This window comes from Pseudomonas fluorescens, assembly GCF_005938625.1.
Classification (GTDB): Bacteria; Pseudomonadota; Gammaproteobacteria; order Pseudomonadales; family Pseudomonadaceae; genus Aquipseudomonas; species Aquipseudomonas fluorescens_BD.
The window spans coordinates 13,533-39,260 of sequence record NZ_VCNJ01000012.1; the positions used below are offsets into that span (position 1 = coordinate 13,533).

23 protein-coding genes and 3 pseudogenes are annotated in these 25,728 nt (G+C 55.5%); 5 read left to right on the forward strand and 21 right to left on the reverse strand.

What is annotated here, in order from left to right:
* Positions 1-40: 40 nt before the first annotated feature.
* Positions 41-574, reverse strand: a complete 534-nt coding sequence (locus FGA82_RS09045) for a tetratricopeptide repeat protein (RefSeq protein ID WP_141126826.1) — start codon at positions 572-574, stop codon at positions 41-43.
* Positions 575-733: 159 nt separating this feature from the next.
* Here FGA82_RS09045 and FGA82_RS09050 point away from each other — a divergent pair, with 159 nt between their 5' ends.
* Positions 734-1,507: a class I SAM-dependent methyltransferase gene (locus FGA82_RS09050; protein WP_141126827.1), complete on the forward strand. Its 774-nt coding sequence runs from the start codon at positions 734-736 to the stop codon at positions 1,505-1,507.
* 120 nt (positions 1,508-1,627) lie between these two features.
* On the opposite strand, the gene FGA82_RS09055 is transcribed toward FGA82_RS09050, so the two are convergent.
* Positions 1,628-1,966, reverse strand: coding sequence for a DUF2834 domain-containing protein (locus FGA82_RS09055; RefSeq protein WP_141126828.1), 339 nt, complete (start codon positions 1,964-1,966; stop codon positions 1,628-1,630).
* A 368-nt stretch (positions 1,967-2,334) separates the two neighbouring features.
* Between FGA82_RS09055 and ilvA the strand changes: the two are divergent.
* Positions 2,335-3,336 (forward strand): annotated as a pseudogene (ilvA, locus tag FGA82_RS09060) (threonine ammonia-lyase, biosynthetic); the annotation flags it as partial.
* Positions 3,337-3,360: 24 nt separating this feature from the next.
* Here ilvA and FGA82_RS09065 read toward each other — a convergent pair.
* Entirely contained in the window at positions 3,361-3,666 is a 306-nt protein-coding gene (locus tag FGA82_RS09065; protein ID WP_064362707.1) for an NIPSNAP family protein, read from the reverse strand.
* Positions 3,667-3,687: 21 nt separating this feature from the next.
* Positions 3,688-4,173: a serine protease inhibitor ecotin gene (gene eco / locus FGA82_RS09070; RefSeq protein WP_141126830.1), complete on the reverse strand. Its 486-nt coding sequence runs from the start codon at positions 4,171-4,173 to the stop codon at positions 3,688-3,690.
* Positions 4,174-4,540: 367 nt separating this feature from the next.
* Between eco and FGA82_RS09075 the strand changes: the two genes are divergently transcribed.
* Positions 4,541-4,810, forward strand: coding sequence for a DUF1652 domain-containing protein (locus tag FGA82_RS09075; RefSeq protein ID WP_007912157.1), 270 nt, complete (start codon positions 4,541-4,543; stop codon positions 4,808-4,810).
* Here the strand turns inward: FGA82_RS09075 and FGA82_RS09080 are convergent.
* Entirely contained in the window at positions 4,807-5,205 is a 399-nt protein-coding gene (locus FGA82_RS09080) for a hypothetical protein (protein WP_141126831.1), read from the reverse strand. The genes FGA82_RS09075 and FGA82_RS09080 overlap by 4 nt on opposite strands.
* Positions 5,206-5,294: 89 nt before the next feature.
* A complete protein-coding gene (locus FGA82_RS09085) occupies positions 5,295-5,564 on the reverse strand; it encodes a DUF2790 domain-containing protein (protein WP_016985200.1) in 270 nt (89 codons plus the stop codon).
* Positions 5,565-6,059: 495 nt separating this feature from the next.
* Here FGA82_RS09085 and FGA82_RS09095 point away from each other — a divergent pair, with 495 nt between their 5' ends.
* Positions 6,060-6,356, forward strand: coding sequence for a hypothetical protein (locus tag FGA82_RS09095; protein WP_038368500.1), 297 nt, complete (start codon positions 6,060-6,062; stop codon positions 6,354-6,356).
* An 80-nt stretch (positions 6,357-6,436) separates the two neighbouring features.
* Here FGA82_RS09095 and FGA82_RS09100 read toward each other — a convergent pair.
* The 8 genes and pseudogenes from FGA82_RS09100 to tssI form a co-directional block, all read right to left on the reverse strand.
* Positions 6,437-7,198 (reverse strand): annotated as a pseudogene (locus FGA82_RS09100) (PoNe immunity protein domain-containing protein); the annotation flags it as partial.
* Positions 7,199-7,279: 81 nt separating this feature from the next.
* Positions 7,280-8,071 carry a PoNe immunity protein domain-containing protein gene (locus FGA82_RS09105; protein ID WP_141126833.1) on the reverse strand — a complete coding sequence of 264 codons (792 nt, stop codon included), beginning with the start codon at positions 8,069-8,071 and terminating at the stop codon, positions 7,280-7,282.
* A gap of 52 nt (positions 8,072-8,123) precedes the next feature.
* Positions 8,124-8,879, reverse strand: a pseudogene (locus tag FGA82_RS09110) (PoNe immunity protein domain-containing protein); the annotation flags it as partial.
* Between the two features lie 31 nt (positions 8,880-8,910).
* On the reverse strand, positions 8,911-9,933 hold the full coding sequence (locus tag FGA82_RS09115) for a type VI immunity family protein (RefSeq protein WP_141126835.1): 1,023 nt from the start codon (positions 9,931-9,933) through the stop codon (positions 8,911-8,913).
* Between the two features lie 171 nt (positions 9,934-10,104).
* Positions 10,105-11,046: a PoNe immunity protein domain-containing protein gene (locus tag FGA82_RS09120; protein ID WP_141126836.1), complete on the reverse strand. Its 942-nt coding sequence runs from the start codon at positions 11,044-11,046 to the stop codon at positions 10,105-10,107.
* Between the two features lie 163 nt (positions 11,047-11,209).
* Complete coding sequence (locus FGA82_RS09125) at positions 11,210-12,151, reverse strand: PoNe immunity protein domain-containing protein (RefSeq protein WP_141126837.1); 942 nt, start codon at positions 12,149-12,151, stop codon at positions 11,210-11,212.
* Positions 12,152-12,154: 3 nt separating this feature from the next.
* Positions 12,155-13,714 carry a hypothetical protein gene (locus FGA82_RS09130; RefSeq protein WP_141126838.1) on the reverse strand — a complete coding sequence of 520 codons (1,560 nt, stop codon included), beginning with the start codon at positions 13,712-13,714 and terminating at the stop codon, positions 12,155-12,157.
* The gene (tssI, locus tag FGA82_RS09135; RefSeq protein WP_141126839.1) at positions 13,711-16,002 is read right to left on the reverse strand and encodes a type VI secretion system tip protein VgrG; all 2,292 of its coding nucleotides are present in this window, start codon (positions 16,000-16,002) and stop codon (positions 13,711-13,713) included. The genes FGA82_RS09130 and tssI overlap by 4 nt, the downstream gene beginning before the upstream one ends.
* Positions 16,003-16,376: 374 nt before the next feature.
* On the opposite strand from tssI, the gene FGA82_RS09140 reads away from it, so the two are divergent.
* On the forward strand, positions 16,377-17,678 hold the full coding sequence (locus FGA82_RS09140; protein ID WP_141126840.1) for an OprD family porin: 1,302 nt from the start codon (positions 16,377-16,379) through the stop codon (positions 17,676-17,678).
* A gap of 142 nt (positions 17,679-17,820) precedes the next feature.
* On the opposite strand, the gene FGA82_RS09145 is transcribed toward FGA82_RS09140, so the two are convergent.
* The 7 genes from FGA82_RS09145 to FGA82_RS09175 form a co-directional block, all read right to left on the reverse strand.
* Positions 17,821-18,441: a hypothetical protein gene (locus tag FGA82_RS09145; protein WP_141126841.1), complete on the reverse strand. Its 621-nt coding sequence runs from the start codon at positions 18,439-18,441 to the stop codon at positions 17,821-17,823.
* A gap of 45 nt (positions 18,442-18,486) precedes the next feature.
* Entirely contained in the window at positions 18,487-19,425 is a 939-nt protein-coding gene (locus FGA82_RS09150) for a carbohydrate kinase family protein (RefSeq protein ID WP_141126842.1), read from the reverse strand.
* 13 nt (positions 19,426-19,438) lie between these two features.
* The gene (gene xylB / locus FGA82_RS09155; protein ID WP_141126843.1) at positions 19,439-20,935 is read right to left on the reverse strand and encodes a xylulokinase; all 1,497 of its coding nucleotides are present in this window, start codon (positions 20,933-20,935) and stop codon (positions 19,439-19,441) included.
* A gap of 247 nt (positions 20,936-21,182) precedes the next feature.
* Positions 21,183-22,655: a mannitol dehydrogenase family protein gene (locus tag FGA82_RS09160; protein ID WP_141126844.1), complete on the reverse strand. Its 1,473-nt coding sequence runs from the start codon at positions 22,653-22,655 to the stop codon at positions 21,183-21,185.
* Positions 22,656-22,670: 15 nt separating this feature from the next.
* The gene (locus tag FGA82_RS09165) at positions 22,671-23,774 is read right to left on the reverse strand and encodes an ABC transporter ATP-binding protein (RefSeq protein WP_141126845.1); all 1,104 of its coding nucleotides are present in this window, start codon (positions 23,772-23,774) and stop codon (positions 22,671-22,673) included.
* A 135-nt stretch (positions 23,775-23,909) separates the two neighbouring features.
* Complete coding sequence (locus FGA82_RS09170; RefSeq protein ID WP_034154211.1) at positions 23,910-24,740, reverse strand: carbohydrate ABC transporter permease; 831 nt, start codon at positions 24,738-24,740, stop codon at positions 23,910-23,912.
* A gap of 8 nt (positions 24,741-24,748) precedes the next feature.
* On the reverse strand, positions 24,749-25,675 hold the full coding sequence (locus tag FGA82_RS09175) for a carbohydrate ABC transporter permease (protein WP_141126846.1): 927 nt from the start codon (positions 25,673-25,675) through the stop codon (positions 24,749-24,751).
* Positions 25,676-25,728 lie beyond the last annotated feature (53 nt).

Below are 25,728 nucleotides of genomic sequence, written 5' to 3' on the forward strand. Positions count from 1 at the left end.
ATGCCTGATCGTTGACGATGATGGCGGCCCTTATAAGTGCTCAGGTTTTCGATGAATCGTTGATGGCTTCGGCCAGGTCCTGATATTCCTCGCAGGACGTGCCGCAAATCGATTGGATTTGCTGCAACTGTTCCTGCGCCAGATCGACGCGGCCTTTGATCACATAGGCCTCGCCGAGGTATTCGCGCACTTGCGCGTATTGCGGATCGAGTTTCACCGATTGCAGGTAGTAGCCGATACCTTCGTCGGTGCGCCCCAGTTTGCGTGTGGCATAACCGCGATAGTTGAGGGCCTTGGCGGTGTTCGGTTGCTTGAGCGTATCGAGCAACGCCAGGGCTTCTTCATAGCGACCGACCTTGGCGAGGCGATAGGCGTAGTCGGTACGGTCAGCGTCCGGCAACAGGCTGCTGGTTTGCAGCACGCATTTCTGCGTTTTACTGTCCCAGACCTGGCCTTTCGGGCATTCGGGTTTCTGTACCGGAGCCTCTTCATCACCGTTGGCGAAGGCCAAATGGCTGGACATCGCGGCGGCCAGTAACAACGGGGCGGCGAACATAACGGAACGGATAGTCATGGGCAAGGCTCCACAGAGGGTTATGTTTCACTTTGAACACCACAGCGTGAATTTTTATTCATTGCTTTATCAGTGACTGTTCAAGTTCAGCGTAAATTCAAGCGCTATGCTCGTCAGCGTCTGCCGTCGATCCGATGTTTTGTCGTAAGGAGCGTTGCCATGACCGACCACGTCCATCACTCAGCCGCTGCCGGCTACAAAACCGCCGCCGACACCTACGTCAAAGGGCGGCCGGACTATCCACCGCAGGTCAGCGAATGGCTGACCGCAACACTGGGCCTGGATGGGCACAAGACCGTGATTGATCTGGGCGCGGGCACCGGCAAGTTCACCGGGCGTCTGGTGGCGACCGGTGCGCAAGTGATCGCGGTTGAGCCGGTGGCACAGATGCTCGAAAAACTCTCGGATGCCTGGCCTGAAGTGCTGGCCGTGAGCGGCACAGCGACTGACTTGCCGTTGCCCGACGCTTCCGTGGATGTGGTGATCTGCGCGCAAGCGTTTCACTGGTTCGCCAGCACCGAGGCACTGAGCGAAATCGCCCGGGTGCTCAAGCCCGGTGGCAAGTTAGGGCTGATCTGGAACCTGCGTGACACCCAGGTCAGTTGGGTGCCGAAACTGGACGCCATCGTCAATGCGCTGGAGGGTGACACGCCACGCTACTACACAGGTGCTTGGCGCACAGCGTTTCCGCACCCGGCGTTCGCGCCTTTGCAAGTCGAACGGTTTCACCATGGCCATACCGGCGCGCCGGAAGACGTGATCTTCAACCGCGTGCGCTCGACCAGTTTCATCGCCGCGCTGCCGGAGGCGCAGCGGGCGAAGGTCGATGAGCAGATACGTGCATTGATTGCCGCAGAGCCGGCGCTGCGTGGCAGGGATGTGGTGACGGTGCCTTACGAAACCGCCGCGTTCGTCGCCGTAAAAAAGCCCTGAATCCCACGACATTCCATTGTAGGAGTGAGCCTGCTCGCGATAGCGGAGTGTCAGTCACCTTATTTTTGGCTGACACTCCGCTATCGCGAGCAGGCTCACTCCTACAGGGTTTTCAGGTGTTCACAGTATCTGGTTGCATTTTTCCACCGCCTTCCGACGCTCGCGAACCCCACGCACCACCAGATACAACAACGGCCCGATCGACACAAAAACCGCCGTCAACAACAAATAAGGCAGCACCGACCAAACCGACTGCCCACGCGACCGCGCATCCTTGACCATCCACACGCCGGCCAGTGTCGCCAGCAGATACAGATCAATCACCACCTGCGCGGTATCGGGCCGCGACATCAGGCTGATGCCAAAGTCGATCAACGACTGTTCAGCCTGGAGCATCACCGAAACGGTATAACCGCTAAACGCGAGCAAAGCCGTGAGGGGCAGGGCGATAGACATCATGCAAGCCTTCCATGGTGTGATGAGAGAGTCGCCAGACTAACGTCACCACGCAAAATTGGCCATTGACTTGCCAGTAGCGCGCAGGCTAATTTCCAGCCCATGACTTCGACTGTATCGCGTTGCCAGCCAATTATTATTACCGCCATTCCTCATTTGGCGGGCTAGCTCACGACTGCAGCACCCAACCCGCCCTAGAGGCGGGTTTTTACTTTCTGTCTCCGGGTTTTTTGAAATGTGGCTCATGTAGGAGCTGCCGAAGGCTCGGGCCGCGATCGGACGATCTTTTGACTTTGATTTTTCTAAAACAAAATCAAAAGATCGCAGCCTCCGGCAGCTCCTACAGGGACCGTGTGAATTCTGCCAAGGAGATGTTCATGAGTTACACATACGACCAACAAACCCTGCTTGAGCACTACGTGAAAAAGATCCTCGCCGCGCCGGTGTACGACATCGCGGTGCGCACGCCTTTGCAAGCGGCGCCGGCGCTGTCGGAGGCGCTGGGCAACCGGATTCTGCTCAAGCGTGAAGACCTGCAACCGACGTTTTCCTTCAAGATCCGTGGCGCCTACAACAAACTGGTGCAATTGAGTGATGAACAGAAGGCGCGCGGAGTGATCACCGCATCGGCCGGCAATCACGCGCAAGGCGTGGCGTTGGCCGCGCGCGAACTGGGGATCGCGGCGACCATCGTCATGCCAGCGACAACGCCGGAATTGAAAGTGCTGGGTGTGCGCAGTCGTGGCGCTGAAGCGTTGCTGCACGGCGAGAGTTTCCCGTTCGCGCTGGCCCATGCGCTGCAATTGGCGGAACAAACCGGGCGCACCTTCGTGTCTCCGTTTGACGACCCGGAGGTGATCGCCGGGCAGGGCACAGTGGCAATGGAAATCCTCCGCCAGCATCAAGGCACCCTGGACGCGATCTTTATCCCGGTAGGTGGTGGCGGTCTGATCGCCGGCATCGCAGCCTACGTCAAATACCTGCGCCCGGAAGTGCGGATCATCGGCGTCGAATCGGAACACTCCGCGTGCCTGAAGGCCGCGCTCGAAGCCGATCAACGCGTCGTGCTGCCCAATGTCGGCACCTTCGCCGATGGCGTGGCGGTAGCGCAGATCGGCGCGTTCGGGTTTGAGGTTTGCCGCTTTTGCGTCGACGAGGTAATCACCGTCAGCAACGACGACCTTTGCGCGGCGATCAAGAACATCTACGACGATACCCGCTCGATCACCGAACCTTCCGGCGCTCTGGCCGTGGCGGGAATCAAGCAATACGTAGCGCGAACCGGGGTGCGCGAGCAGACATTCGTGGCGATCGACTCGGGCGCCAATATCAACTTCGACAGCCTGCGCCATGTCGCCGAGCGCGCCGCGTTGTGCGGCGTCTCGGCGTGAAGCGGCTTACGGCAGCAACGGGCGCAGGAAGCTGCGCTCGTAGCTGACGATGAACTTCTTCTCGACCAGGCTGGCCACCAGTGCGGTGCTTTCCGGATCAGTCATCGCGATGTGCCGATAGCTTTCGTAATCCGCCAGTGACGGAAAACTGAACAGGCAATAAGCGATGTTGCTCGCGCCCTCGGACGGCAAAAAGTAGCCGTGATGCGTGCCGCCCAAGCGCTCGACGATGCCGAGCCAGGCCTTGGCGTAGGCCTCGAACTCGGGCAATTGGTATGGATCAATGACATATCGGACGTGGCAGGTAATCAAACGAAGCACTCCTTGCTCGGGTTATTCCTGCAGGGCTGTACCGACTTTGTCCGACGCCGACCAGATGCGATAACGCACTTCGACGTCCGACGGCGCATACACCACGACCGGCAACTTGCTGTTGTAACGCACCATGAAACCGTCACCAACGACCGGCACGAAGGCGCGTTTCTTCTGGCTGCCCGGCGGGCAGGCCATCATCGTGCTCATCGGGCCGATGACTTTTTCCAGGCGATAGAACGGATAACCCCAGCCTTCAAGATTCTTCTCATCGAGAACACCGCCCAAACGCTGGCGATTGCAATCCACTTCAAGGGTTTTGCCGGCGAGGATTTCCACCTGGAAGTTCTCTTCCTGCTCTTGCTTGGGCAAGTGAATGACCTGGCGGGTGAACCCGGCTTCAGCCTTCGGGTACGGCGCGACGTCTTCAAGCTTGGCGGCGTGGGCGAGGGTGGACAGGCTGGCGATGAACAGCCCGGTGGTCGCGTAAACGCGGAAAGAACCCATGGAAGCCTCCGTGCGGGTGTAGGGTGGATGACGGGCATTCTTACCGTCATGGGCCGTGATTGCAAACCAGCGACGAGTTGCAAATTGCAGTACCCGCCGAGGCCATTCTTGCAATTTGCAAGTAGCCAAATACTGGCACCGCCGCCAAGTGCTTGATTTCATGAGGGTGAAAATGAACCGATGAAAGGCACGCTTTATGCGTCTTTTCAGTGCGGCGCACCGGCCTTGGGCGCCTACACTCCAATGGGCATTTCGCAGTACCACCGCTTGTCGCACCAGGGAAACAGCGGGGACACACCCGTGCAGGCGCAGCAACGGTCAGCGTGAATACTTGATTGGCATCTCACAGTAAGGAGAGGGTTTCGCCATGTTTCTGTCTGCCTTGGAACTACGCAATATCATTGAAAGCAGTTTTCTGCCGAAACGCTGCCAGTGCACGCTGTCGCCGGACTTGTCGATGACCGTCAAGGTTTTCGGCGATCACCAGACCGATCAGGTCGATCTGCTGGTCAGTGGCATCGACGCCAGCCACCTCAATGGCTGTCGTGAAATCAACGAACTGATCGCCGGGCTGCGCTCGGATCTGAACCAGCAAACTGTGCAACATCACTACAGCCCACGCTCCAGAGTCGTTTAACGCACCGTTTCACCCAGTTCGACCGTCACGCGCCGGGCCTGCACAAAGCCAAGGCCCAGCGCGAACTCGACCAGCACCGCGAGCAAAATCCCGGGGCCGGCATGACCGTTCAGCCATTCCGCAAACCCCAACACCGCCAAACCAAAACAACCGACGATAAACCCGTTGCTCAGCGCATTGCGCCCTAGCGACGGCGGTGCGTTGCGCACCAGATAAAACATCACTCCCAACGCCGCAAACAACACCGCACTGCGCCGCGCGACAAACCCGGCAGCGTCGGAGTACTCGATGCTCCAGATCGCAAGCAGCATGTCCGGGACAAAGCCCCAGGCCAACGCCAGCAAAAAACACAACGAACAAGTGAAACCCGACAACGTGCGAAACGACAACTGCATGGCGAATCCTTGCGGCAGTGAGGAGGGCTCCGAGCATAACCGCCGAAACTCCCCACGCCTACCGCAAACCCGCAAATCAGACGTTTCTGTCAGTTCTGGAAGTTGCACGCGTCAGACAATTTCCGATAACTGATTTCCTCAGGCTTACCGGCGTTGTCGATGTACTTCATATCGGCCGTAACCACTTTGCACAGTTGCGTTGGCGGCTCGGTCAACGACACCACTTTGGCCACATGCAGCGGCATGCCGTACTCATACGGCACGGCTTTGGACGTGGCAGAGGTGTCATTGGCCTGGGCCAGCCCGGCGAACGCGGTGCAGGCGAGGGCGGCGGTGAGCAATAAAGGACGAATGTTCATGAAAGGACTCCCGAGTGGCGGTTCTAGAGTTCGGCGTGATGCACCCGAACCTGCCGCACTGGGCAACAGCCAGAATGGCTGAGGGCGTGCGGTTCAGTAGAGTTTTTGACCACGGCGTTAAGGGATGGTTAACCGAGCTGAACGCCGGCTGTCAGGGAGTGCGGCGGTTTTCTCAGGAAGGTTTGGCGAATTCCTACAAAGGCTGGTGCCTTGTCTGCTTTCGGCGGCTGGAGCGGGGCGGTTATTGTCGGTTGCCGCTGCAAAATCAGTGGTTCGGGTTTGGTCACCTGAGAAAAGTTCATTGCATATGTGCCATCATTTGCACCGTTCGGATTTCACGATCCGTGAAGTGCATAGCTGTGGCGGCTGTGTGCAGGACGCCTTCGGGCGAGCTGAGTTTGAACTGTTCTCGGTTGACCAAGCCTGTACACGGCCGCCTCCCACCGTTTGGTCACGGCTATGGCGGTTACCTTCTAATACAGTTGAGTAATCAAAATGCCAATAATTAAACTGCTACAAAACCGCTATCTCCCCCTCAGCAGCAACGTCACCGAAACCCCGACACTGCTCATCGACACCCAAGCCAACCCGAAAGACATCCTCGAAGCTGCCGTCCAGCGCATCCGCGCCGCCGCCGACCTGCTCGAAACCCTGCATTGCCTGTGCTTCAAGCACGCCGACGTGCAAGACATTCCACACATTACCCATGCGCTTTACCTGCTGACGCAGGATGGCAATGATTTGCTGCAGGTGGCGCAGCAGCAAATGTTGAACTGGAAAGCGCCTGCCTGAGTTCACCCTCAAAAAAGCCTGCCGTCGAAAGAGGGCAGGCTGAGTGGTGGATGGCGTGGCATTGGAAAAGCTCATTGTGGTTGCTGGCTGCGAGCGTATTCGACCAGATCCTTGGGGTAGACCATGTGATCGATTTTGCTGTCGTCTATACCGTATAGAAATGCAATTGCTCCAGCCTCTATAGCCCAGTAACCGACGTAGTTTCCATTTTCTCCCTGCAGATGTAAGTCGTGCCATGGGGCTTGTTCAAATGCTGAATACCATTGGCAGCAGTATTGCTCTAGGCGCGAGGATGCTTCCTCTTTGCTGTCTGCGTAGATGGCCTGAACTAAAGGGGTATAGATATCGTGAAACCATTGGTCCACATCTTTTCTGTCGGGAAATAGTTTAATTAGCAGGTCTTCAAGTAAAGTATCACTGCCGACATAGCCCGCATCGTCCATTAGTTTTACAAAGCGCTTAAGAAGGTCGGTACGATGCAGTAATGCACAGAAGCCTATAACTTGTACGCACTCTTCATATAGGTAGGGCCAGTCATCAATCGCGAGTGGTGATATTTCAGGAGTGTTTTCGAATATCGCAAGTTTTGCTTGTCTGGTCTCGTACTTGTCAATCAAGTCACTTAAGAGGGGAGGTAGTGAAGTGATCTCTTCGCCCGCAGTATAAGCCGCCAAAAGCCTGTCAAGCGCGAGTTTTTGCAAATGCCGAGAGCGAAGTGCTGCCTCTTCCTCAGGGGAGTCTGACTCAAAGGTGTTTGTTTTCAAGAAATCTATAACTTCGTCGTGCTCTCTCAGGAAGTTCTTGTAATGAGTCTCGCTGAAGAATTTTTGTCTATTTTTCATGCCTCTACACCTCCACTTGCTTTAGTCGGTTTGCGCCGGCGTAAACCAATTTCCTGTCATGACTACAGGGTAGGCCAGCATCTAAACGGGCGCCCTTGGATTATTAGAAAGTTGATGGTTTCTGGCATATTCGACCAAATCCTTAGGGTAGATCATGTGATCTATTTTGCTGTCATCGATGCCGTATAAGTAAGCAATGGCACCCGCTTCGAAAGCCCAATATCCGACGTAACTTCCTTCCTCGCCGTCGTGGTGCGTGTCATGCCATGGTGCCTGCTCAAAGGCGGAATACCAGTTCTCGCAGTAATTGCTTAGAAATCTGGATGCCTCATTCCTATCTTCAGCGTAAATGGCCTGTATCAGCGGCGTGGAGACATCGTGATACCACTGATCGATATCCGCCCGCTCAGGTAACACCTTGATCAATAAGTCCTCGTACAGAGTATCCGTATGGGCATATCCCGCACTATCGATTAAAAAGACAAAACGCTTTAGCAAATCAGTGCGATGCAACATGATGCACAGGCTTATGACTTGCAGGCACTCTTCATATTCATCTGGCCAGTCATCAATAATCAGAGGAGTGATGTTAGGTATCTGCTCATAAGTGGCCTGGTATTTCTGGAGTTTTTCATAACTGGCAATCAACAATTCCAGAAGCTGAACCAGACTTTGTATGTCCTCTCCAGCGGTGTGGAGCATAAAGACGTGCTCCAAGTGGAGGTTTTTAAAATTCCTGGCTCGTAGAGACTTCTCTTGTTCAGGAGAGTCTGCTGTGAATAGTTTGTCCTTCCAGAATTCAAATTCTTCGTCGTAGTTTGTCAGGAAATTGTCGTAACGTAATTCAGTAAGATATTTCTGCCGTATTTTCAAGTGTTATGTCCGTGACGAATATCGTAGTTTAGAGTTAGGGCTTTATGGTTTGCGATCTCGCGTACTCGACCAGATCCTTGGGGTAGACCATGTGATCGATTTTGCTGTCGTTGATGCCATACAGAAACGCTACAGCCCCAGCTTCCAGAGCCCAATAACCAAAGTAACTGCCTTCGTCACCCTGTTTGTGCGAATCATGCCACGGAGCTTGCTTGAATGCCGGATACCAACTTTCGCAGTAATTTTTTAATAGATTTGAAGCTTCGTCTTTATCTTCTTCGTAGATGGCTAGGACGAGGGGGGTGTAGACGTCGTGGTACCAACGGTCAACATCGTATCGATCCGGTAAAAGCTTGCAAAGAAGGTCCTCATATAGCGTGTCGTCGCCGGCGTACCCTGCAGGATCAATAAGTGCAACAAAGCGTTTTAGTAAATCGGTACGATGGAGAAGTATGCATAAACTAAATACTTGAACGCATTCTTCGTACTGATCTAACCAATCATCAATGGTTAACGGTGTTATGTTCGGACTGCCTTCATGGATAGCCAGTTTTTCTTGAAGTATTTCGTAGCCGTCGACAAGACTTTCCACCAATGGGATTAGAGTGTCTATTTCATTTCCGGCTGTATAGCGGATAAGTATTTCTTTGAGTATCAATTTTTGGAAGTGACGAGCTCTCAGAGACTTTTCTTGTTTCTCTGAGTCCGCCTGAAAAGTATTATCTCTAAAGAAAAAATTTGTCTTTTCCTTGTTTCTGAAGAAATTAGAATAGCGTGCCTCGCTCAAGAACTTCTGCCGTGTACTCATATCGATTCTCTTCCTGAAAGCCCCGGTGCCTCTATTCTTCAAACTGGATGCCTTCTTGAGGGCACAGTTTTCCAGACTCGACATAACTTGGATTAGCGATAGTGTCTTCTCGGTCAAATCGAGCATACCATTGCGCGGAGCTTTCTTTTTCGAAGCAGTTCCCGTGTGGAGAGTAGGTATGCAACTGACTAGGTGTAGGAATGCGGAGTGATTTAACTATTTCATTGACGACTAAGTAAGAAGGTGGCGCGCCGTCCTCGATTGCACCGAGCTGAGGATGATCTCCGGCGCGGATGATCAAGCCGCGACTGTATCGCTCTATATAAACATCGTCGCGACCTTTAAACGATTGACGTAGAGCATCCTCTCCACCAAGTTGCTGCACAAAATGATCACCTAACACAGTTTGCCAATTCACCCCTTTGATAGAGTCAATAAGGTGGATAGTCAAACTATGTGGCATTGAGTCAACCTCAAGCCCCAAGTAACGTCGGGCGAGTTCAAACTCTATTGGCAAATAGCTATCGAAATCATAAGGAAGAATTGTTGATAAGCCACCATACCCGTGTTCTGCATTGATTTTTGAACTCAGAAAATCTATCCAGTGATTGTATCGAGATGACCCGAGTTCGGTGGTTATAAACTGCCAAGGAAGTACGATTTTTATATATGATCGAGCATGGTCGCCGTGCAATTCCCGGCTGTTCATGGCTGAAATTCCGTAGTCTTCAGCTTGATACATGCTTGCGGCGCTGGTTAATTGCCATTCGTATTGATCATGCGGGCCTGAACGGATTATTTTTTCTACAGTCTTTTCAAAATTTTGCGATGTAAGCTTGGTGTGTTTGTCTTTGATCTGGCCTTTTAAGTGAGTGCCGAATTCTTGGTAAAAGGCCCGAAAACAATCCATTACAGCTATTTTAACGTCAGTGGTGTAACCACCTTTGAAGTAAAGTGTAGCGATCACGCCGAGCTTGACTGCTGATGTTCCGTCTGAAAGCCTAAATGACAAATCTTCGGCGTAATTTTCGAGGTTTTTAATTTTGTCGTTCACGACGGTTCTCGCCCCTTAGATCGGATGGTAATAGCTTGCCTTGGCGCTAGCATGCCCTGAATTCGATTTATCAACAGACGGTACGGGTTTTTAAGTCTTCTATTTATTTTGTCTTTTTATAAGTACTTGTTCAGAGTCTGACGATGAACTCTGAGCGAGTAGCAGGACTGCTTATTCTTCGCCTGACCAATACCAAATAGTGTCCCCCCAATGAGAGTCTTTGATGTCAGGCATAACCTCACCTTGAATGAAGTGACGACGAGACTCAGCTTTGGCAGGGGTAAACCAATAGCCAGTTTTGCTACATGGCTGACCAGCGTCAACACGAGCAACCTGTGACCCATTTGTTGGTCGATAATTTCTAGCGTACTCGACCAAGTCTTTGGGATAGACCATATGGTCTATTTTGCTGTCGTCTATGCCATATAAAAATGCAATAGCTGCTGCTTCGATGGCCCAGTACCCGACATAATTACCATCCTCTCCTTGTAAATGAGTATCGTGCCAAGGAGCCTGTTTAAAGGCTGGGTACCATTGTTGGCAATATTTTTTTAGAAGCTTTGAAGATTCTACTTTATTGTTAATGTATAGGGCTTGTACAAGTGGTGTATATACGTCGTGATACCAACGATCGACGTCGTGGCGGTTTGGCAGAACTTTCTTCAATAAGTCTTCGTAAAGAGTGTCATCACCAGCATACCCCGCTTGGTCGATGAGTTTTACGAAGCGAGGTAATAAGTCTGTTCGGTGCAACAAAATACAGAGACTGATAACTTGAACGGCTTCCTCGTATTGATCCGGCCAGTCGTCTAGTGCCAATGGCGATATTTTTGGTGATTTTTCATATTCGGCTAGAGTCTTTTGACGGATCTCGTATTGTTCAATTAGATCCTCCAACAGAGGGACGAGGTCCTCTATGTTTTCTCCTGCGGTATAGCTGGCAAGAAGCTTGTCAAGAGCTAGAGTCTGAAAAAAAGCTGAGCGAAGTGATGCTTCTTCCTCGGCAGTATCGGATTTGAATTTATTGCTTTTGAAGAATTTGATTGCTTTGTCGTGTTCTTTTAAGAAATTTTCATAATGATTTTCGCTAAGATAAGCTTGTCTTATTTTCATGTTGGCTAGTCTCATCTTGAGCGAGTATGATGCAAAGTGCTTATAGTGAATGATGACTTATGCGGAGATGTTTTGCTATTGAGATTTCATAGGGTTGCAATAGTGTGCTATGAGCATCTCGCTCAGAACTGTAGGCCAAGTTCTGAGCGAGTAGGAGGCAATTCTATTCTTCGCCTGACCAATACCAAATAGTTTGACCCCATTTGGAATCACTGAAGCTCGGCATCGTTTCACCCTTAAGGAAATGACGTCTTGAATTTGCTTGTGCCGGTGTAAACCAATAGCCAGTCATGCTGCATGGTTGGCCAGAATCAACGCGAGCAACTTGAGATGCATTAGTTGGCTGATAGTTTCGGGCGTATTCGACCAAATCCTTTGGGTAAACCATGTGGTCTATTTTGCTGTCGTCTATGCCATACAAAAAGGCAATCGCGCCAGCTTCGAAAGCCCAATATCCTACATAACTTCCGTCCTCGCCTTGTAGGTGAGTATCATGCCACGGAGCTTGTTTAAAAGCGGTGTACCACTGTTTGCAGTATTCATTCAAAAGGGTTGATGACTTTTCTTTAGAATCTGCATATATAGCTTGGATCAAAGGTGTGTATACGTCGTGGTACCATTGGTCGACGTCATGTCTATTTGGCAATGTTTTTCTTAGTAAGTCTTCGTACAAGGTGTCGTCGCCAGCATATCCAGCTTCGTCCATAAGAATTACAAAGCGTTTTAATAAATCAGGTCGCTGCAAAAGTATGCACAAGCTGATGACCTGGACGCATTCTTCATACTGGTCCAACCAATCATCTATTGCCAAAGGAGAGATTTTGGGTGCTTGTTCGTAGATGGCTAATTTTTTTTGCCGAATTTCATATTTTTCTATTAGCTCCTCAAGCAATGGAATAAGTGTATTTATCTCTTCTCCAGCTGTGTAGGTGGCTAAAATTTTATCAAGCAAGAGATCCTGGAGGTGTCTGGCTCGAAGTGAGGCTTCTTGCTCTGGAGAGCTAGATTGGAAGGTGTTTGTTTTACAGAATTCAAGAACTTCTTCGTACTCTTGTAGGAAGATTCTATATTGATTTTCAGAGTAGAATTTCTGTCTTTTTTTCATGTTCTAAACCTCAAGCGTGAGCGTCTCTAATTTGCCATATTTTCTAATCAAAGATTTTTTTCGCTTATTCACGAAAGCTTTGATTTCGGCGTCCTTATAATGAAAGGCCTTGTGGTTTTGGTGAGTTTCGTCGCTAGAGTTGTTAAGGCGTGCGCCAGCGTGATCTTTGGGGCTCATGCTCGGGTGGTATAAAGGTGAATAAAAAAGATGGCGACTATATGAGCTTTTTATTTGCACAGCTAATGCAGCCCGAAAGGATTTTTTGACATGTCTATCGATCCACTCTTCGCTCATCTGAACAAGTATTTCCCTTGTCTTTGATGCTGAGCTTTGCTTGTTTTTAGTGGTGGTCGGTTTGTTTTTTCCTGACCTTAAAGGTGTCTTGTTTTGGGCGCTATCAGAGGCATTTTCTACCGGTTCGAGCAAGTCGCTAGGGTCAGTAAGGCCTGAAACACCTAGCTTTGAACCAACCCCAGGTTTTCTAGTGTTATTTGGTTTACGCATAAACTTAGGCGCATCCTCATCTCGGCTTGCTTTTGCCTCGATGATGGCAAAATTCTTACCTTCATTGTTTGAAGGGTTTGCGCGCCAGATTGCATCTATGCCCGTACCATTCGCTCCGTCCGTCAACTTATAAAGAACATGCTTCGCCTTAGGACTCCCGCCCGCCGAAAGCTTGCCCATCTTGCTGGCACTCGGCACGCCCTCGAGCCACTTTCCATCAGCACCCTTGTCATGCCCGTCCCAATCCTTTCCCCAGCCAAACTCCACTGCACAGATGTAGTCCGCAATGTGTTCGCCACTCACTCCCAAACCTTCGTTCAAAATGCTGGAAGGGGCCTGAAGGCCCATTTTCGAGGCTTCGACCTGATTGGAGTGGGTGCCACTGGCGCCATCGGTGCCTTTCGCTGCAACCGAGGAGTCTTTGTTGGCGGGTTTTTCCGCTCTTTTCGGGTGGCTGGAGCCGGAGCCGGCTGCCGAGCTATTGCGCTGCATGCCTTTCCATTTCACCAGTCGCTTTTCAACGATCCCGACCATGGCCGGCATGTTGTCGCGGGAGGAGGCGAGGACGGTGACGACGGAGGTTTTTGCCCAGTTGGGCAGGCTCTGGAACGTCGAGGAGCCTTTGACGCCGGTGATGATTTCATCGAGTTCGCCGCGTAGCTTGCCAGCGTTGAATATCTGCTTGAGCAGTTCTTCGGGGCTGGTTTTGATTCCGCATTCTTGCAGGACGAAGCGGAGCAGGTCGAACAGTACCGGGGCATAGCGCTGCGGGTCTTTGTTGACGATGCGCAGGCTTTTTTTCAGGCCGTCGCCGGGGCCTGGAATCCAGCCGATGACGGCCATCAGCAGGTCGAACTGTGCGTCTTCCTTGCCATCGGTCGACTCTGCGTTGTAGAGGACGATCGCGGATTCAATGGTGTCGTAGGCATCGATGGCTTGCCCCAGGAACGGCACTGCACCTAGCGCGATGCCTTTTGCCAGCTCAACGGCGGCTTCTTGATAGGCGGCACTACGGTCTTCGCCGCCGTCGTTTGCGCTCTCAGCTACTGCCTCGCTCATGTCAGCCTCCCTGCGGCTTTCTCCACTAATGCTTGTAAATCAACCTGGTTCGGGTCCAGGCCGAGCTTGCGTAAATCTTCGTTAACTTTTTCGTCCGAGTTCTGCACCACCGCGACACTTTCGCGGCTGAACGGCCGCGGATCCTCGCCGTAATACACTTTGGCCGGTCCTTTCGGCACGTCTTCCAACCGGGCGAAGCCGTCATCGTCCAGCACGCCTTCGCGGGTCGAGCCATCGGCAAAATCAACGCGATAAGACGCGCCCGGCACCGGTTCCAGATTGTCGTAGTGCAAATTCAACTCCAGCCACGTCGGATTGGCCTTGGCTTTTTCCATCAGCCTTCCGGCGATGTCCGCCGCCGCCAACCCCGGAATCAACGGCACCAAAATCCCGATCCCGGTGCCCACACCAGGTGCGCCGCCGGTATTGACCTTCACTTCAGCGCCGCTGATGGTCACGCCGCCGGCGTCGACCTTGACGAAACTGCCGCCAGCCTTGGCGGTGAGTTCCATGCCGGCGTCTACCACGACCTTGTCGCCGGCGTGGTAGTGGATTTCGCTGCCGGCTTCGACGAATTGAGCGGTGCCGACTTTTACGTGCTGGGTCACGCCGACGGTCAGGTGCTCGTCGGCGCGCATTTCGCTGATGCGGTCCAGATGGGTGATGCGGTGTTCTTCAACCTTGAATTCGCTCAGCGTGTTGGCTTCGACGGTGTCGTGCCGTTCGTTGCCGACGCGGATTTTCTGGTCGTGCTCGATGTTTTCGTCCCAGTCGCGTTGGGCGTGGATGTAGATTTGCTCGACGCCTTTCTTGTCTTCGATGCGGAATTCGTTGTAGCCCTTGCCACCCGGTGAACTCAGGGTTTTGAAGGTGCTGCGGGTCTTGTTCGCCGGCAGGTCGTAGGGGACGACGTTTTCCTTGTGGTACAGGCAACCGGTGACCAGCGGCTGGTCGGGATCGCCTTCGAGGAAGGTGACGAGGACTTCCATGCCGATGCGCGGGATGGCGATGCCGCCGTACGCGGCGCCGGCCCAGCCGCTGGCGACGCGCATCCAGCAGGTGGTTTTGTCGTTGGACTGGCCGTCGCGGTCCCAGTGGAATTGCACCTTGATGCGGCCGTATTGGTCGCAGTGAATCTCTTCGCCCGCCGGGCCGGTGACGACGGCGGTCTGGCTGCCGAGGACTTTTGGTTTCGGGTGTTCAAGGGCAGGGCGGTAGTGCGCGTCCCATGGAGTGGCTAGGAAGCTGTTGCGGTAGCCCTGGTGGAAATCGCTTTTGTTGTCGGTGACGTCGCTGGTGACGTTTTCGCCGAGGACTTGCGGTTGTTTGCCTTCGTGGAAAACTTCCAGCAGCAGCCACAGTTCATTCCACTCGGCGCGCGGGTGTTCGGCGAGCGTGAGGAAATGGCCGCTGGTGAGGGTCGGTTCGTCACCTTTGCCTTCGGCGAGTTTGTAGTCGCTGCGATGGCGTTCCAGCGCACGGGTGGAAAGGAACTTGCCGCGCTCGCGGGTGGTGAAGCGGCCGGGGTAGTCGTAGTCTTCGAGGTCCGGGGCAAAGGTGCTTTTCGCCGTGCCTTCGGGGAGGATCTGCGGTTTTTCGAAGTCGTAGTCGCGGCGGCTGACGCGCGTAGTGCGGGTTTCCAGACGCAGGTTGAAGCGTTTGATCACCGGTTTGTCGGCGGCCATGCCGGAGTCTTGCTGGTAGCTCACCGGTTTCAGCTTGCGGAACACAGTCTGGTCGTCGCCGAACACCAGTTTGTGGCCGCTGCTGCTGTGCTGGAAGTGGAAGTGGATGCCTTCTTCTTCGCACAGGCGCTGGATGAAATGCAGGTCGGATTCGTCGTACTGCACGCAGTACTCGCGTTCCGGGTATTCGGCGTTGAGCTGGAAGCTGTAGGCGTCGGCAAGGATGCCGCGATCTTCCAGCACCTGGGCGATGATCTTCGGCACGGTGAGTTGCTGGAAAATCTGCTGATCGTGGTTGTGCCGCAGGTAGGCCAGTTGTGGCACCAGGCTGAGGCTGTAACGGGTCAGGGTCTTGCCGGAGTCGCCTTGCTCGATGCGATAGACCAGACCGTGGATCTTGCCTTCGCCGGTCGGGCCGAAAGTCAGGACGCCGGGCTTGTGCAACAGCTCTTCGAGCTTGAGGTCCGGGCGGGCGCTGACGAGTTCGAGGTCGAAACGGAACGGTTGGTTGAGGGCTTCGCGACCGGTGAAACTGAGGACTTGCAGGTCGGCGTTGGCGCCTTCAAGCGTGAGGGTAATGTGGGTTGCGTTGGCGTCCAGCATGCCTTGAATTCCGTCCGTTGAATAAGCAGGTGACGGATGATGGAGGATTCAGCCGCCTCGTTCAAGGCACAAAAGCCGTAGGTCTGGCAGGTTTGCGGTATAGGGAAAACCCTTAGATGAGGTGTTTCGCCCAGTGAAACCGGGCGTTTCGTGCGAATTGGCGTTGATTGCCGGCAACTTTTCCCACAACCCTGCGTTGAAGAATCCTCAGTCAGATTCAGACTAAAGTCGCCTGTAGCACGTCAAAGCCATCTGCCATCATTGCCGCTCACCCCTGCGTGTTCACTTTCTCCTGGTTCAATCTGACCCGGGACGGGAGCTATTTTTCTGGCTTGTTGCGCGCTTGCGCAAACGCTGCATTGTTGGAGTTTTTCATGCGTCCCCCATTTCCCCTCATCACCCCGCGCCAGTCGTTTGGCTTCGGAGCCTTTGTGCTGTGCGCAGGTTTTACCGCACAGGTTCAGGCCAGCGGATTTCTTGAAGACACCACGGCGAAAATCGAGTCGCGCACGGTGTACTTCAACCGCGATTTCCGTGATGGGAGCACCTCGAACGCTCAGGGCGCATCCAAGCGTGAAGAGTCGGCACAGGGTTTTATTCTCAACCTGCAATCGGGCTACACCGAGGGCACCGTGGGTTTTGGTCTCGATGCGCTGGGCATGCTCGGCTTTCAACTCGATTCCAGCCCGGACCGCAGCAACAGCGGCTTGCTGCCTTCCAGCGGCAACGATCCGCGCGGCTCGAAAGGCCAATACGCGAAAATGGGCCTGACCGCCAAGGTCAAGGTCTCGGACACGGTGCTGAAGTACGGCGCGCTGCTGCCGGATCTGCCGTTGCTGAAATATAACGACGGCCGTTTGCTGCCGACCATGTTCAACGGCGCCATGCTGACTTCTAAAGAGCTGAAAGGCCTGACCTTCATGGCCGCGCGCCTGGACAAGTACACCGCGCGCGACTCCACCGATTCGCAAGACATCCGTGTGCACTGCAAGAACAAGCGCTACGCCTGCAACACCACCGCCGACCATTTCGACATGTACGGCTTCGACTACAAGATCAACGATCGCCTGACCGCGCAGTATCACTACGCTGAACTGGAAGACATTTATCGTCAGCACTTTGTCGGGCTTTCGGGTAATCAACCGTTAGCTGGCGGTGTACTTAAAGCGGATCTGCGCGTGCTGAAAAGTGCCGACAGCGGTGATGCCAAGGCCGGTTCCATCGATAACCGTGCGTTGAGCGGTATGCTGTCCTATGCGCACAGCGGCCACACGTTCAGCGCCGGTTGGCAGCGCATGAACGGCGATAACTCGATGCCGTACCTCGATGGCAGCAACCCGTATCTGGTCAACTACGTGCAGGTCAACGACTTCGCCGCTGCGCAGGAACGTTCCTGGCAGTTGCGTTATGACTATGACTTCAAGGCCATTGGCATTAACGGTTTGAGCTTCCTGACTCGTTATGTGAACGGTGACCACATCAAGGTGTTGGGCAGTGATCAGGAAGGCAAGGAGTGGGAACGCGACAGCGAGCTGAAGTATGTGATTCAGACGGGCACGTTCAAGGATGTGAGTCTGCGTTTGCGTAATGCGACTTACCGGACCAACTATGAGAAGTTTGCCCGGGATGTGGATGAGACCCGGTTGATTGTGAGTTATAGCTTTTCGGTGTTGTAGGTCTGGATGTGTAGTGCTTGATCGGGCGCTATCGCGAGCAGGCTCACTCCTACAGGGGATCTTCAGTGGACTCAGGTTTTGTGTCCGACGACGATCAAATGTAGGAGTGAGCCTGCTCGCGATGGGGCCCTTGAAATTGCTGCTATAACCAATGCCAGAACCGGCTCCAGAACCCCCGATTCAAATCTTCCTTACACCCGGCATATTGCCGCGCATACACGTCCGAACGGTTCTGCACTTTGCGCGCCGTCGGCATCAGCCAGGCTTTGCTCGCGTAGGTCTTGTTGCGAAAGCCGCCCCAGCCTTCGTGATAGTTGAGGTACTGGTTGTAGGCGTCGTACTTGTACACGCCGTTGATCGAGTAGGTCTTGTCCATGTACCAGCCGACAAAGTCGATGGCGTCGTCGAAGTCTTCGCGATCGGCACCGCCGCGGCCAGTACTTTTCTGATAGTCGGCCCAGACTTCATCTTTGGCTTGCGCATAACCCGAGGCGGTGGAAACGCGGCCCCACGGGATCACCCACAGCAGGTATTTGCGCGGGGTCTTGGCGTCGTAGCGGTAGCCGGATTCCTGATACATGATCGCGAAGGGCACCTGAATCGGCACGCCCCAGCGTTTTTGCGTGACTTGCGCAGCGTCGTACCAGTCGCTTTTTTCGCGGAAGATTTCACAGATGTCTTCCGGCGAACGGGGCGGCGAGGTGCCGCACCCGCTCAGTAGTGTTGCCAGTGTCAGTAGTCCAAGCGTCTGCCCGTAATTCAAAAGCCGTTATCCCGTCGTGCGCAAAAAGGCCGACAGTCTACGCGCTCAGCGCAATTGGTGACGATAGGGCAGATCCGGACCGGTCTTGCTGCAGGTCAGCGCGGCGGCTTGCACGGCGAACCTGAGCATGGCGTCGATCTGCTCGCGATCGAGTTGCTGCACGCCTTCGACCGAATCCAGGCCGTGCTCGGTCAGCCAGGTGATCAGCGCGGCCTGGAAGGTATCGCCCGCGCCAACGGTGTCGGCGATTTTCACCGAGGCCGCCGGCACCGACCAGTTGCCATGCTGGCGGCTGAATACAGTGGCGCCGTCGCCGCCCCGGGTGAGGAAGACGATTTTGCAGCGCTGTACGAGCCAGCCTTCGATCACGCGTTGTGGGTCCTGTTCGGGGAAGAGCAGGCTCAAGTCTTCGTCGCTGACCTTGATCAGATCGGCGAGTGGCACCAGCGTCGCGATGCGCTCGCGCCACAGGTCGATGTTCGGCTCGGGATTGAGGCGTACGTTGGGGTCGAGGGTGATCAGGCGTTTGCCGCTCTCGCGTTGCACCAGTGTCAGCAAGGTGTCGCCAATTGGCTGCACCACCAGCGAGAACGAGCCGATGTGCAAGCCGCGCACCTCAGGACCCAGCGCTGGCAGATGCGCAAGACTCAGTTGTCGATCGGCACAGCCTTCACCGCGAAAGCTGTAATGCGGCGAGCCATTTGCACCGACGGCAACCATGGCCAATGTGGTCGGCGCGGCGAAATCCACCAGATAGTCCGGGCGCACACCTTCGTCCTGCAGCACTCGCTGCAAACGACGGCCGAGGTAATCGGTGGACAGTCCACCAAACAAGGCCGAGTCCACGCCCAAACGGCGCAAACCGACGGCGACGTTGAACGGCGAGCCGCCGGCAATCGCCTTGAAATTCACTTTCGAGGCCAGACCGCTGGCGTCGTCTTCACTGAAAAAATCAAACAGGGCTTCGCCACACACCAAATACATAATTGTTTGCTCTTTATAGGGTTGCGACATGCTGTTGATAGCGTTCATAGGCCTGCTGGAACGCCGCGACGTTGGCGGCAATCGGCAGGGTTTCACTGCTTGAATCGAGTTTCACGCAGCGCTGACACAGGTCGGCGAGGGTGTTTTCGTGGCCGTTCGACCAGGATTTGCACCACGCCGTTTGTATCGCTGCGCCGAGGGCGGCGGCTTCGCTTTGTTCGGTGCAGATCACCGGGGTGTTCATGATGTCTGCGACGATCTGCCGCCACACCGCGCTTTTCGAACCGCCGCCGATCAGGCAAATGCTGCGGCTTTGTAAACCATTCTGGCGGAGCAAATCCAGTCCGTAACGTAGACCGAAGGTGGTGCCTTCGACGGCGGCACGGCAGAGGTTGGCCTGGGTCAGGTTATCCAGCGTCAAGCCGTGCAGGCTGCCGGTGGCGTGGGGCAGGGCGGGAACCCGTTCACCGTTGAGGAACGGCAGCATGCTCACGCCATCGGCGCCGATGGGTGATTGGGCGACGAGGTCGTTGAACTGCTGCAGATCGAGGTCGAACAGCTCGCGAATCGCGCCGGTGGCGTTGGTCAGGTTCATGGTGCAGATCAGTGGCAACCAGCCGCCGCTGGACGAACAGAACGTCGCGACCGAGGCGTCAGGGCTGACTTTTGGTACCTCGGAATAGGCGTACACCGTGCCGGAAGAACCGAGGCTCATGGTGATCGCGCCGGGCTGAATATTGCCGGTGCCGATGGCGCCCATCATGTTGTCGCCGCCGCCGCTGGAGACCAGTGCATTGGGGTTGATGCCGAGGTGTTCGGCGATGGCCGGGAGGATGGTGCCGACGCTTTGGTGCGCATCGATCAGCTCTGGTAGCGCCGCTTGCAGGCGTCCGCTGGCGTCGATGTCGCGCAGCAGTTGCAAGTCCCACTGGCGGGTGCGCACGTTGAAGTAGCCGGTGCCGGAGGCGTCGCCGTATTCGCTGCAGGCGCGGCCGGTGAGCCAGAAGTTCAGGTAGTCGTGGGGCAGCAGAATGCGTGCGATGCGTGAGAACACCACGGGGTGTTGTTCTTTGATCCAGAGCAGTTTCGACACCGTGTAGCCTGGCGCGATGACTACGCCGAGGCGTTCCAGCGAACCTTTCTCGCCACCCAGATGAGTGAGCAGACGGTCGTTTTCGGCGCTGGTTTCGGTGTCGCACCAGAGCTTGGCCGGGCGCAGGACTTCGCCTTGATCATCGAGCAGAACCAGGCCGTGTTGCTGGCCGGAGACGCCGATGCCGAGGATCGATTGGCCGTCTACATTCGCCGCCTGCAATGCCTGACGGGTAGCGAGGGTAAAGGCTTCCAGCCACTGCTGGGTGTCTTGTTCGCGGCGGCCGTTGGCGCCGCTGATCATCGTGTGTGCGGCGGCGCCTTGGCCGAGGACTTGGCCGCTGGTGGCGTCGAGGATGATCGCTTTGGTGCCTTGGGTGCCGCAGTCGATGCCCAGGAAGAGTTGTTGTGTTGTCATGTGTGAACCCGTTGGGTTGCGGTGAAGATCAAGAGCTTACCCCCTCACCCCAGCCCTCTCCCCCAAGGGGGCGAGGGGGAAGGGAGCCGATCGGGGGCTGTTCAAAACCTGAGTTCGACTCCGGTTCTCTAAATCAGAGGTTGTTCAAATCCTGAGTTCGACTCCGGACTGTCAGGTCGATGTATTCCGAAAGAACCACTCGGTCAGTTCCCTCTCCCTCTGGGAGAGGGCTAGGGTGAGGGGCTTTTCAATCCAGAATCCGCTGCAAAGTCCGCGTCACACCGTCCTCGCGCAAGCTGTTGCAGCACCATTCAAACGCCGCCACAAACTCCGCCGAACGCGGTATCGCCGTGCCGAAAATCTCCTCAACCGCCAACAACCGCTGGGTCATTAAAGCATCGTCCGCCACCAACGCCTGACAAAACGCCGCGCGCGGATCCGGGATCGAATAGCTATCGCCATTTTCATCCACACCCTTCAAATACAACGCCCACGCCGCCACCACCAACGCCGCACGTTTGGTCTCCTGCCCATCAGCAATCAACCGGTTGATGGTAGGAATGGTGAACTTGGGAAACTTCGACGAACCGTCCGAACACACCCGCTCCAGCTGATCGGCAATCGCCTGATTGGAGAAGCGCGCAACCAGCGTGTCCTTGTAGTCCCGCAGATCAATGCCCGGCACCGGCGCCAGTTGCGGGGTCACGTCCAGGTCCATATAAGCGCGCATGTAGCGCACGAACAGCGGGTCGTTCATGGTTTCGTGAACAAAACGGTAGCCCTTCAAAAAGCCCAGGTACGTCAGCGCCAAGTGGCTGCCGTTGAGCAGTTTGATCTTCATTTCTTCATAGGGCGAAACATCGTCGGTGAACTGCACGCCGACCTTTTCCCAAGCCGGGCGGCCGTTGACGAATTTGTCCTCCAGTACCCATTGCACGAACGGCTCGCAGACCACCGGCCAGGCATCGTCGACCCCGTGTTTATCGGCCAGTTGCAAGCGATGCGCGGTGCTGGTCATGGGGGTGATGCGGTCGACCATGGCGTTGGGGAAACTGACGTTGGCGTCGATCCAGCTGCACAGATTGCTGTTGCGCAACGTGGCAAATGCCAGCAGCGCTTTGCGCGTCACGGCGCCGTTGTGCGGCAGGTTATCGCAAGACATCACGGTAAACGCCGGGATGCCCGCCGCCCGGCGTTTTTCCAGGGCTGCACACAAGAAACCGAATACGGTTTTCGGCGCCTCCGGATGGGCCAGATCGTGCTGGATCTGCGGCAGGTGCGCCATGAATTCGCCGTTGCTGTCGTCGATGCAGTAACCGCCCTCGGTGATGGTCAGCGAGACGATGCGGATCTGTGGGTCGGCAAGTTTATCGATCAACGCCTGAGCGCCGTCCTCGGCCAGCAGCATGTCGCGAATCGCACCAATCACCCGCACTTCGGTGTCGTCGCTGTCACCCAGTTCGAACAGGGTGAACAGGTAATCCTGTTCCTTGAGATCATCGCGGGCGCGGCGGTCCTCAGTGCGCAGGCCGACGCCGCAAATCGCCCAGTCGAGGGCTTCGCCGGTGTTCATCAAGGCGTCGGTGTAATACGCCTGATGCGCGCGATGAAAGCCGCCGACACCGATGTGGGCGATGCCTTGGCGGGTTTCGCTGAGGCTGTAGGCCGGCAGTTTTACTTCGCTGGCCAGACGTTGGAGGTTTTGTTGGTTGAGTTTCATCGGGAATTCTCGAAATCAGGCCGCAGCGCGCAGCGGACGGGTCAGCGCGACACCTTCGGCATCGAATAAATGGCAGTGCGCCGGGTCGAGGTGCAGGCTCAGTTGTTCGCCGTAACGGCTGGCCAGATCGCCGCGCACGCGCATGGTCAGGGCTTCACCGACGTTGGTGGTGACGTGGCAGAAAGTGTCGCTGCCCAGGCGTTCACTGACGTCGGCGGTGACTTGCAGGGTGCAGTCGCCCGCTTGCGCCAGTTCCAGATGTTCCGGGCGAATGCCCAGGGTCACGGCGCTGCCGACACTCAGATTGGCGGCGTTGAACGGCAGGGTGATGCGCGTGCCGGCGTCCAGTGAGACTTCACAGCTCTGGCCATCGACGCGGGCGATCTTGCCCTTGAGGAAACCCATTTTCGGCGTACCGAGGAACCCGGCGACGAACAGGTTGGCCGGTTGGTGATACAGATCCAGCGGCGAGCCGACTTGTTCGATTTTGCCGCCGTTGAGCACCACGACTTTGTCGGCCATGGTCATCGCTTCAACCTGATCATGGGTCACGTAAATCATCGTCGCTTGCAGGTCTTTGTGCAGGCGCAGCAACTCCAGACGCATCTGCACGCGCAGCGCGGCGTCGAGGTTGGACAGCGGTTCGTCGAAGAGGAATATTTTCGGGTTGCGCACGATGGCACGGCCAATCGCGACGCGCTGACGCTGGCCACCGGAGAGCTGTTTCGGCTTGCGCTCGAGCATCGGCCCGAGTTCGAGAATGCGCGCGGCTTCACCGACTTTCTTCTCGACTTCGGCTTTCGGCACGCCGGCCAGATCGAGGGCGAACGACATGTTCTTCTTCACGGTCATGTGCGGGTACAGCGCGTAAGTCTGGAACACCATCGCCAGATCGCGCTTGGCCGGGCTGACTTCGGTGATGTCGCGGCCATCGAGCTCGATGGTGCCGTCGCTGACTTCTTCCAGACCGGCAATCAGCCGCAGCAAGGTGGATTTGCCGCAGCCCGACGGGCCGACGAAGACCACGAATTCCTTGTCGTTCACTTCCAGGTCGATGCCTTTGATGATGGAGAAACCTTCGAAGCCTTTTCGCAGATTCTTGATTTTCAGGTTGGCCATGAGGATGGGCCTCCGCATTGTTGTTTTTTTAAGATCAAAAGATCGCAGCCTGCGGCAGCTCCTACAGGAGAGATAGGCCGATACGACATTCCGCGTAGGAGCTGCCGAAGGCTGCGATCTTTTGCTTTTCAATCTTCATTTCACGGCGCCGAACGAGAGGCCGCGCACCAGTTGTTTCTGGCTGATCCAGCCGAAGATCAGAATCGGCGCACACGCCAGGGTCGACACCGCCGATAACTTGGCCCAGAACAAACCTTCCGGACTTGAATACGAGGCGATCAACGCAGTCAGTGGCGCAGCTTTCGACGAGGTCAGATTCAGCGACCAGAACGCCTCGTTCCAGCACAGGATCAGCGACAGCAGCACGGTCGAGGCGAGGCCACCCTTGGCGATCGGCAGCAGCACGCGGACCATTTCCTGCCACAGCGTGGCGCCGTCGAGGCGGGCGGCTTCGAGGATGTCTTTGGGGATGTCCTTGAAGTAGGTGTAAACCATCCAGACCACGATCGGCAGGTTGATCAGCGTGTAGATCACGATCAGCGCGATGCGCGTGTCGAGCAGGCCGAAACTCTTCGCCAGCAAGTAGATTGGCATCAGCACGCCCACTGGCGGCAGCATCTTGGTCGAGAGCATCCACAGCAGCGTGCCTTTGGTGCGCTGGGTTTCGTAGAACGCCATTGAGTACGCCGCCGGCACCGCGATCAGCAGGCACAGGGCCGTGGCGCTGAAGGAAATCACCACCGAGTTCCAGGCGAAACTGAAGTAGTCGCTGCGCTCGTTGATGTGCAGGTAGTTCTCCAGCGTCGGCGTGAAGATGAACTGCGGCGGCGTGGCGAACGCGTCGATTTCGGTTTTGAAACTGGTCATCACCATCCAGAAGATCGGGAAGAAAATCACGATCGCGATGGCCCAGGCCAGGGTGCCGAGCAGCAGGCTTTGCAGCCGGCGGGATTGTTGGAGAGTCATGGCAGGCCTCAGGCTTTGTCAGTCAGGTTTTTGCCGATCATCCGCACCAGAATGATCGCGGCGATGTTGGCGATGACCACGGCAATCAAGCCGCCCGCCGAGGCCATGCCGACGTCGAACTGCACCAGCGCCTGGTTGTAGATCAGGTACGCGAGGTTGGTCGAGGCGTAGCCGGGGCCGCCGTTGGTGGTGGTGAAAATCTCGGCGAACACCGACAGCAGGAAGATCGTTTCGATCATCACCACCACGGCAATCGGCCGCGCCAGATGTGGCAGGGTCAGGTGCCAGAAGATCGCGATCGGCCCGGCACCGTCGAGGCGCGCAGCTTCTTTCTGCTCCTGGTCGAGGGACTGCATCGCGGTCATCAGGATCAGGATCGCGAAGGGCAGCCATTGCCACGACACAATGATGATGATCGACAGCAACGGGTAGTGGGCGAGCCAGTCCACCGGTTGTGCGCCGAACAGCTTCCAGACGTAAGCGAGGATTCCGGAGACCGGATGGAAAATCAGGTTCTTCCAGATCAGCGCACCGACCGTGGGCATGATGAAGAACGGCGAAATCAGCATGACCCGCACGATGCCGCGACCGAGGAATTCGCTCGCTTCCAATAGCGCACTGATGAGCACGCCGAGCACCACGCTGATCAGCAACACACTACCGACCAGCAACAGCGTATTGGTGGCACCGGGCATGAAGCCCGAGTCAGTCAGGAAATAGCTGAAGTTTTCCAGCCCGACGAACTCGTTTTCACCGGGGTAGAGCAGGTTGTAGCGGATCATCGAAAAGTAGATGGTCATGCCCAGCGGCACGATCATCCACAGCAGCAACAGGGCCACCGAAGGGCTGACCAGAAACCAGCCGGGGTTGCGTACGCGGACCTTGCGCTGGGGTTGCGACAGGTCGAGGTGGGCTTTGGCAGTTGAAGTATTCATGGTGATCACAACCGAGTCATACAGACCTATGGAGATCTAATGTAGGAGTGAGC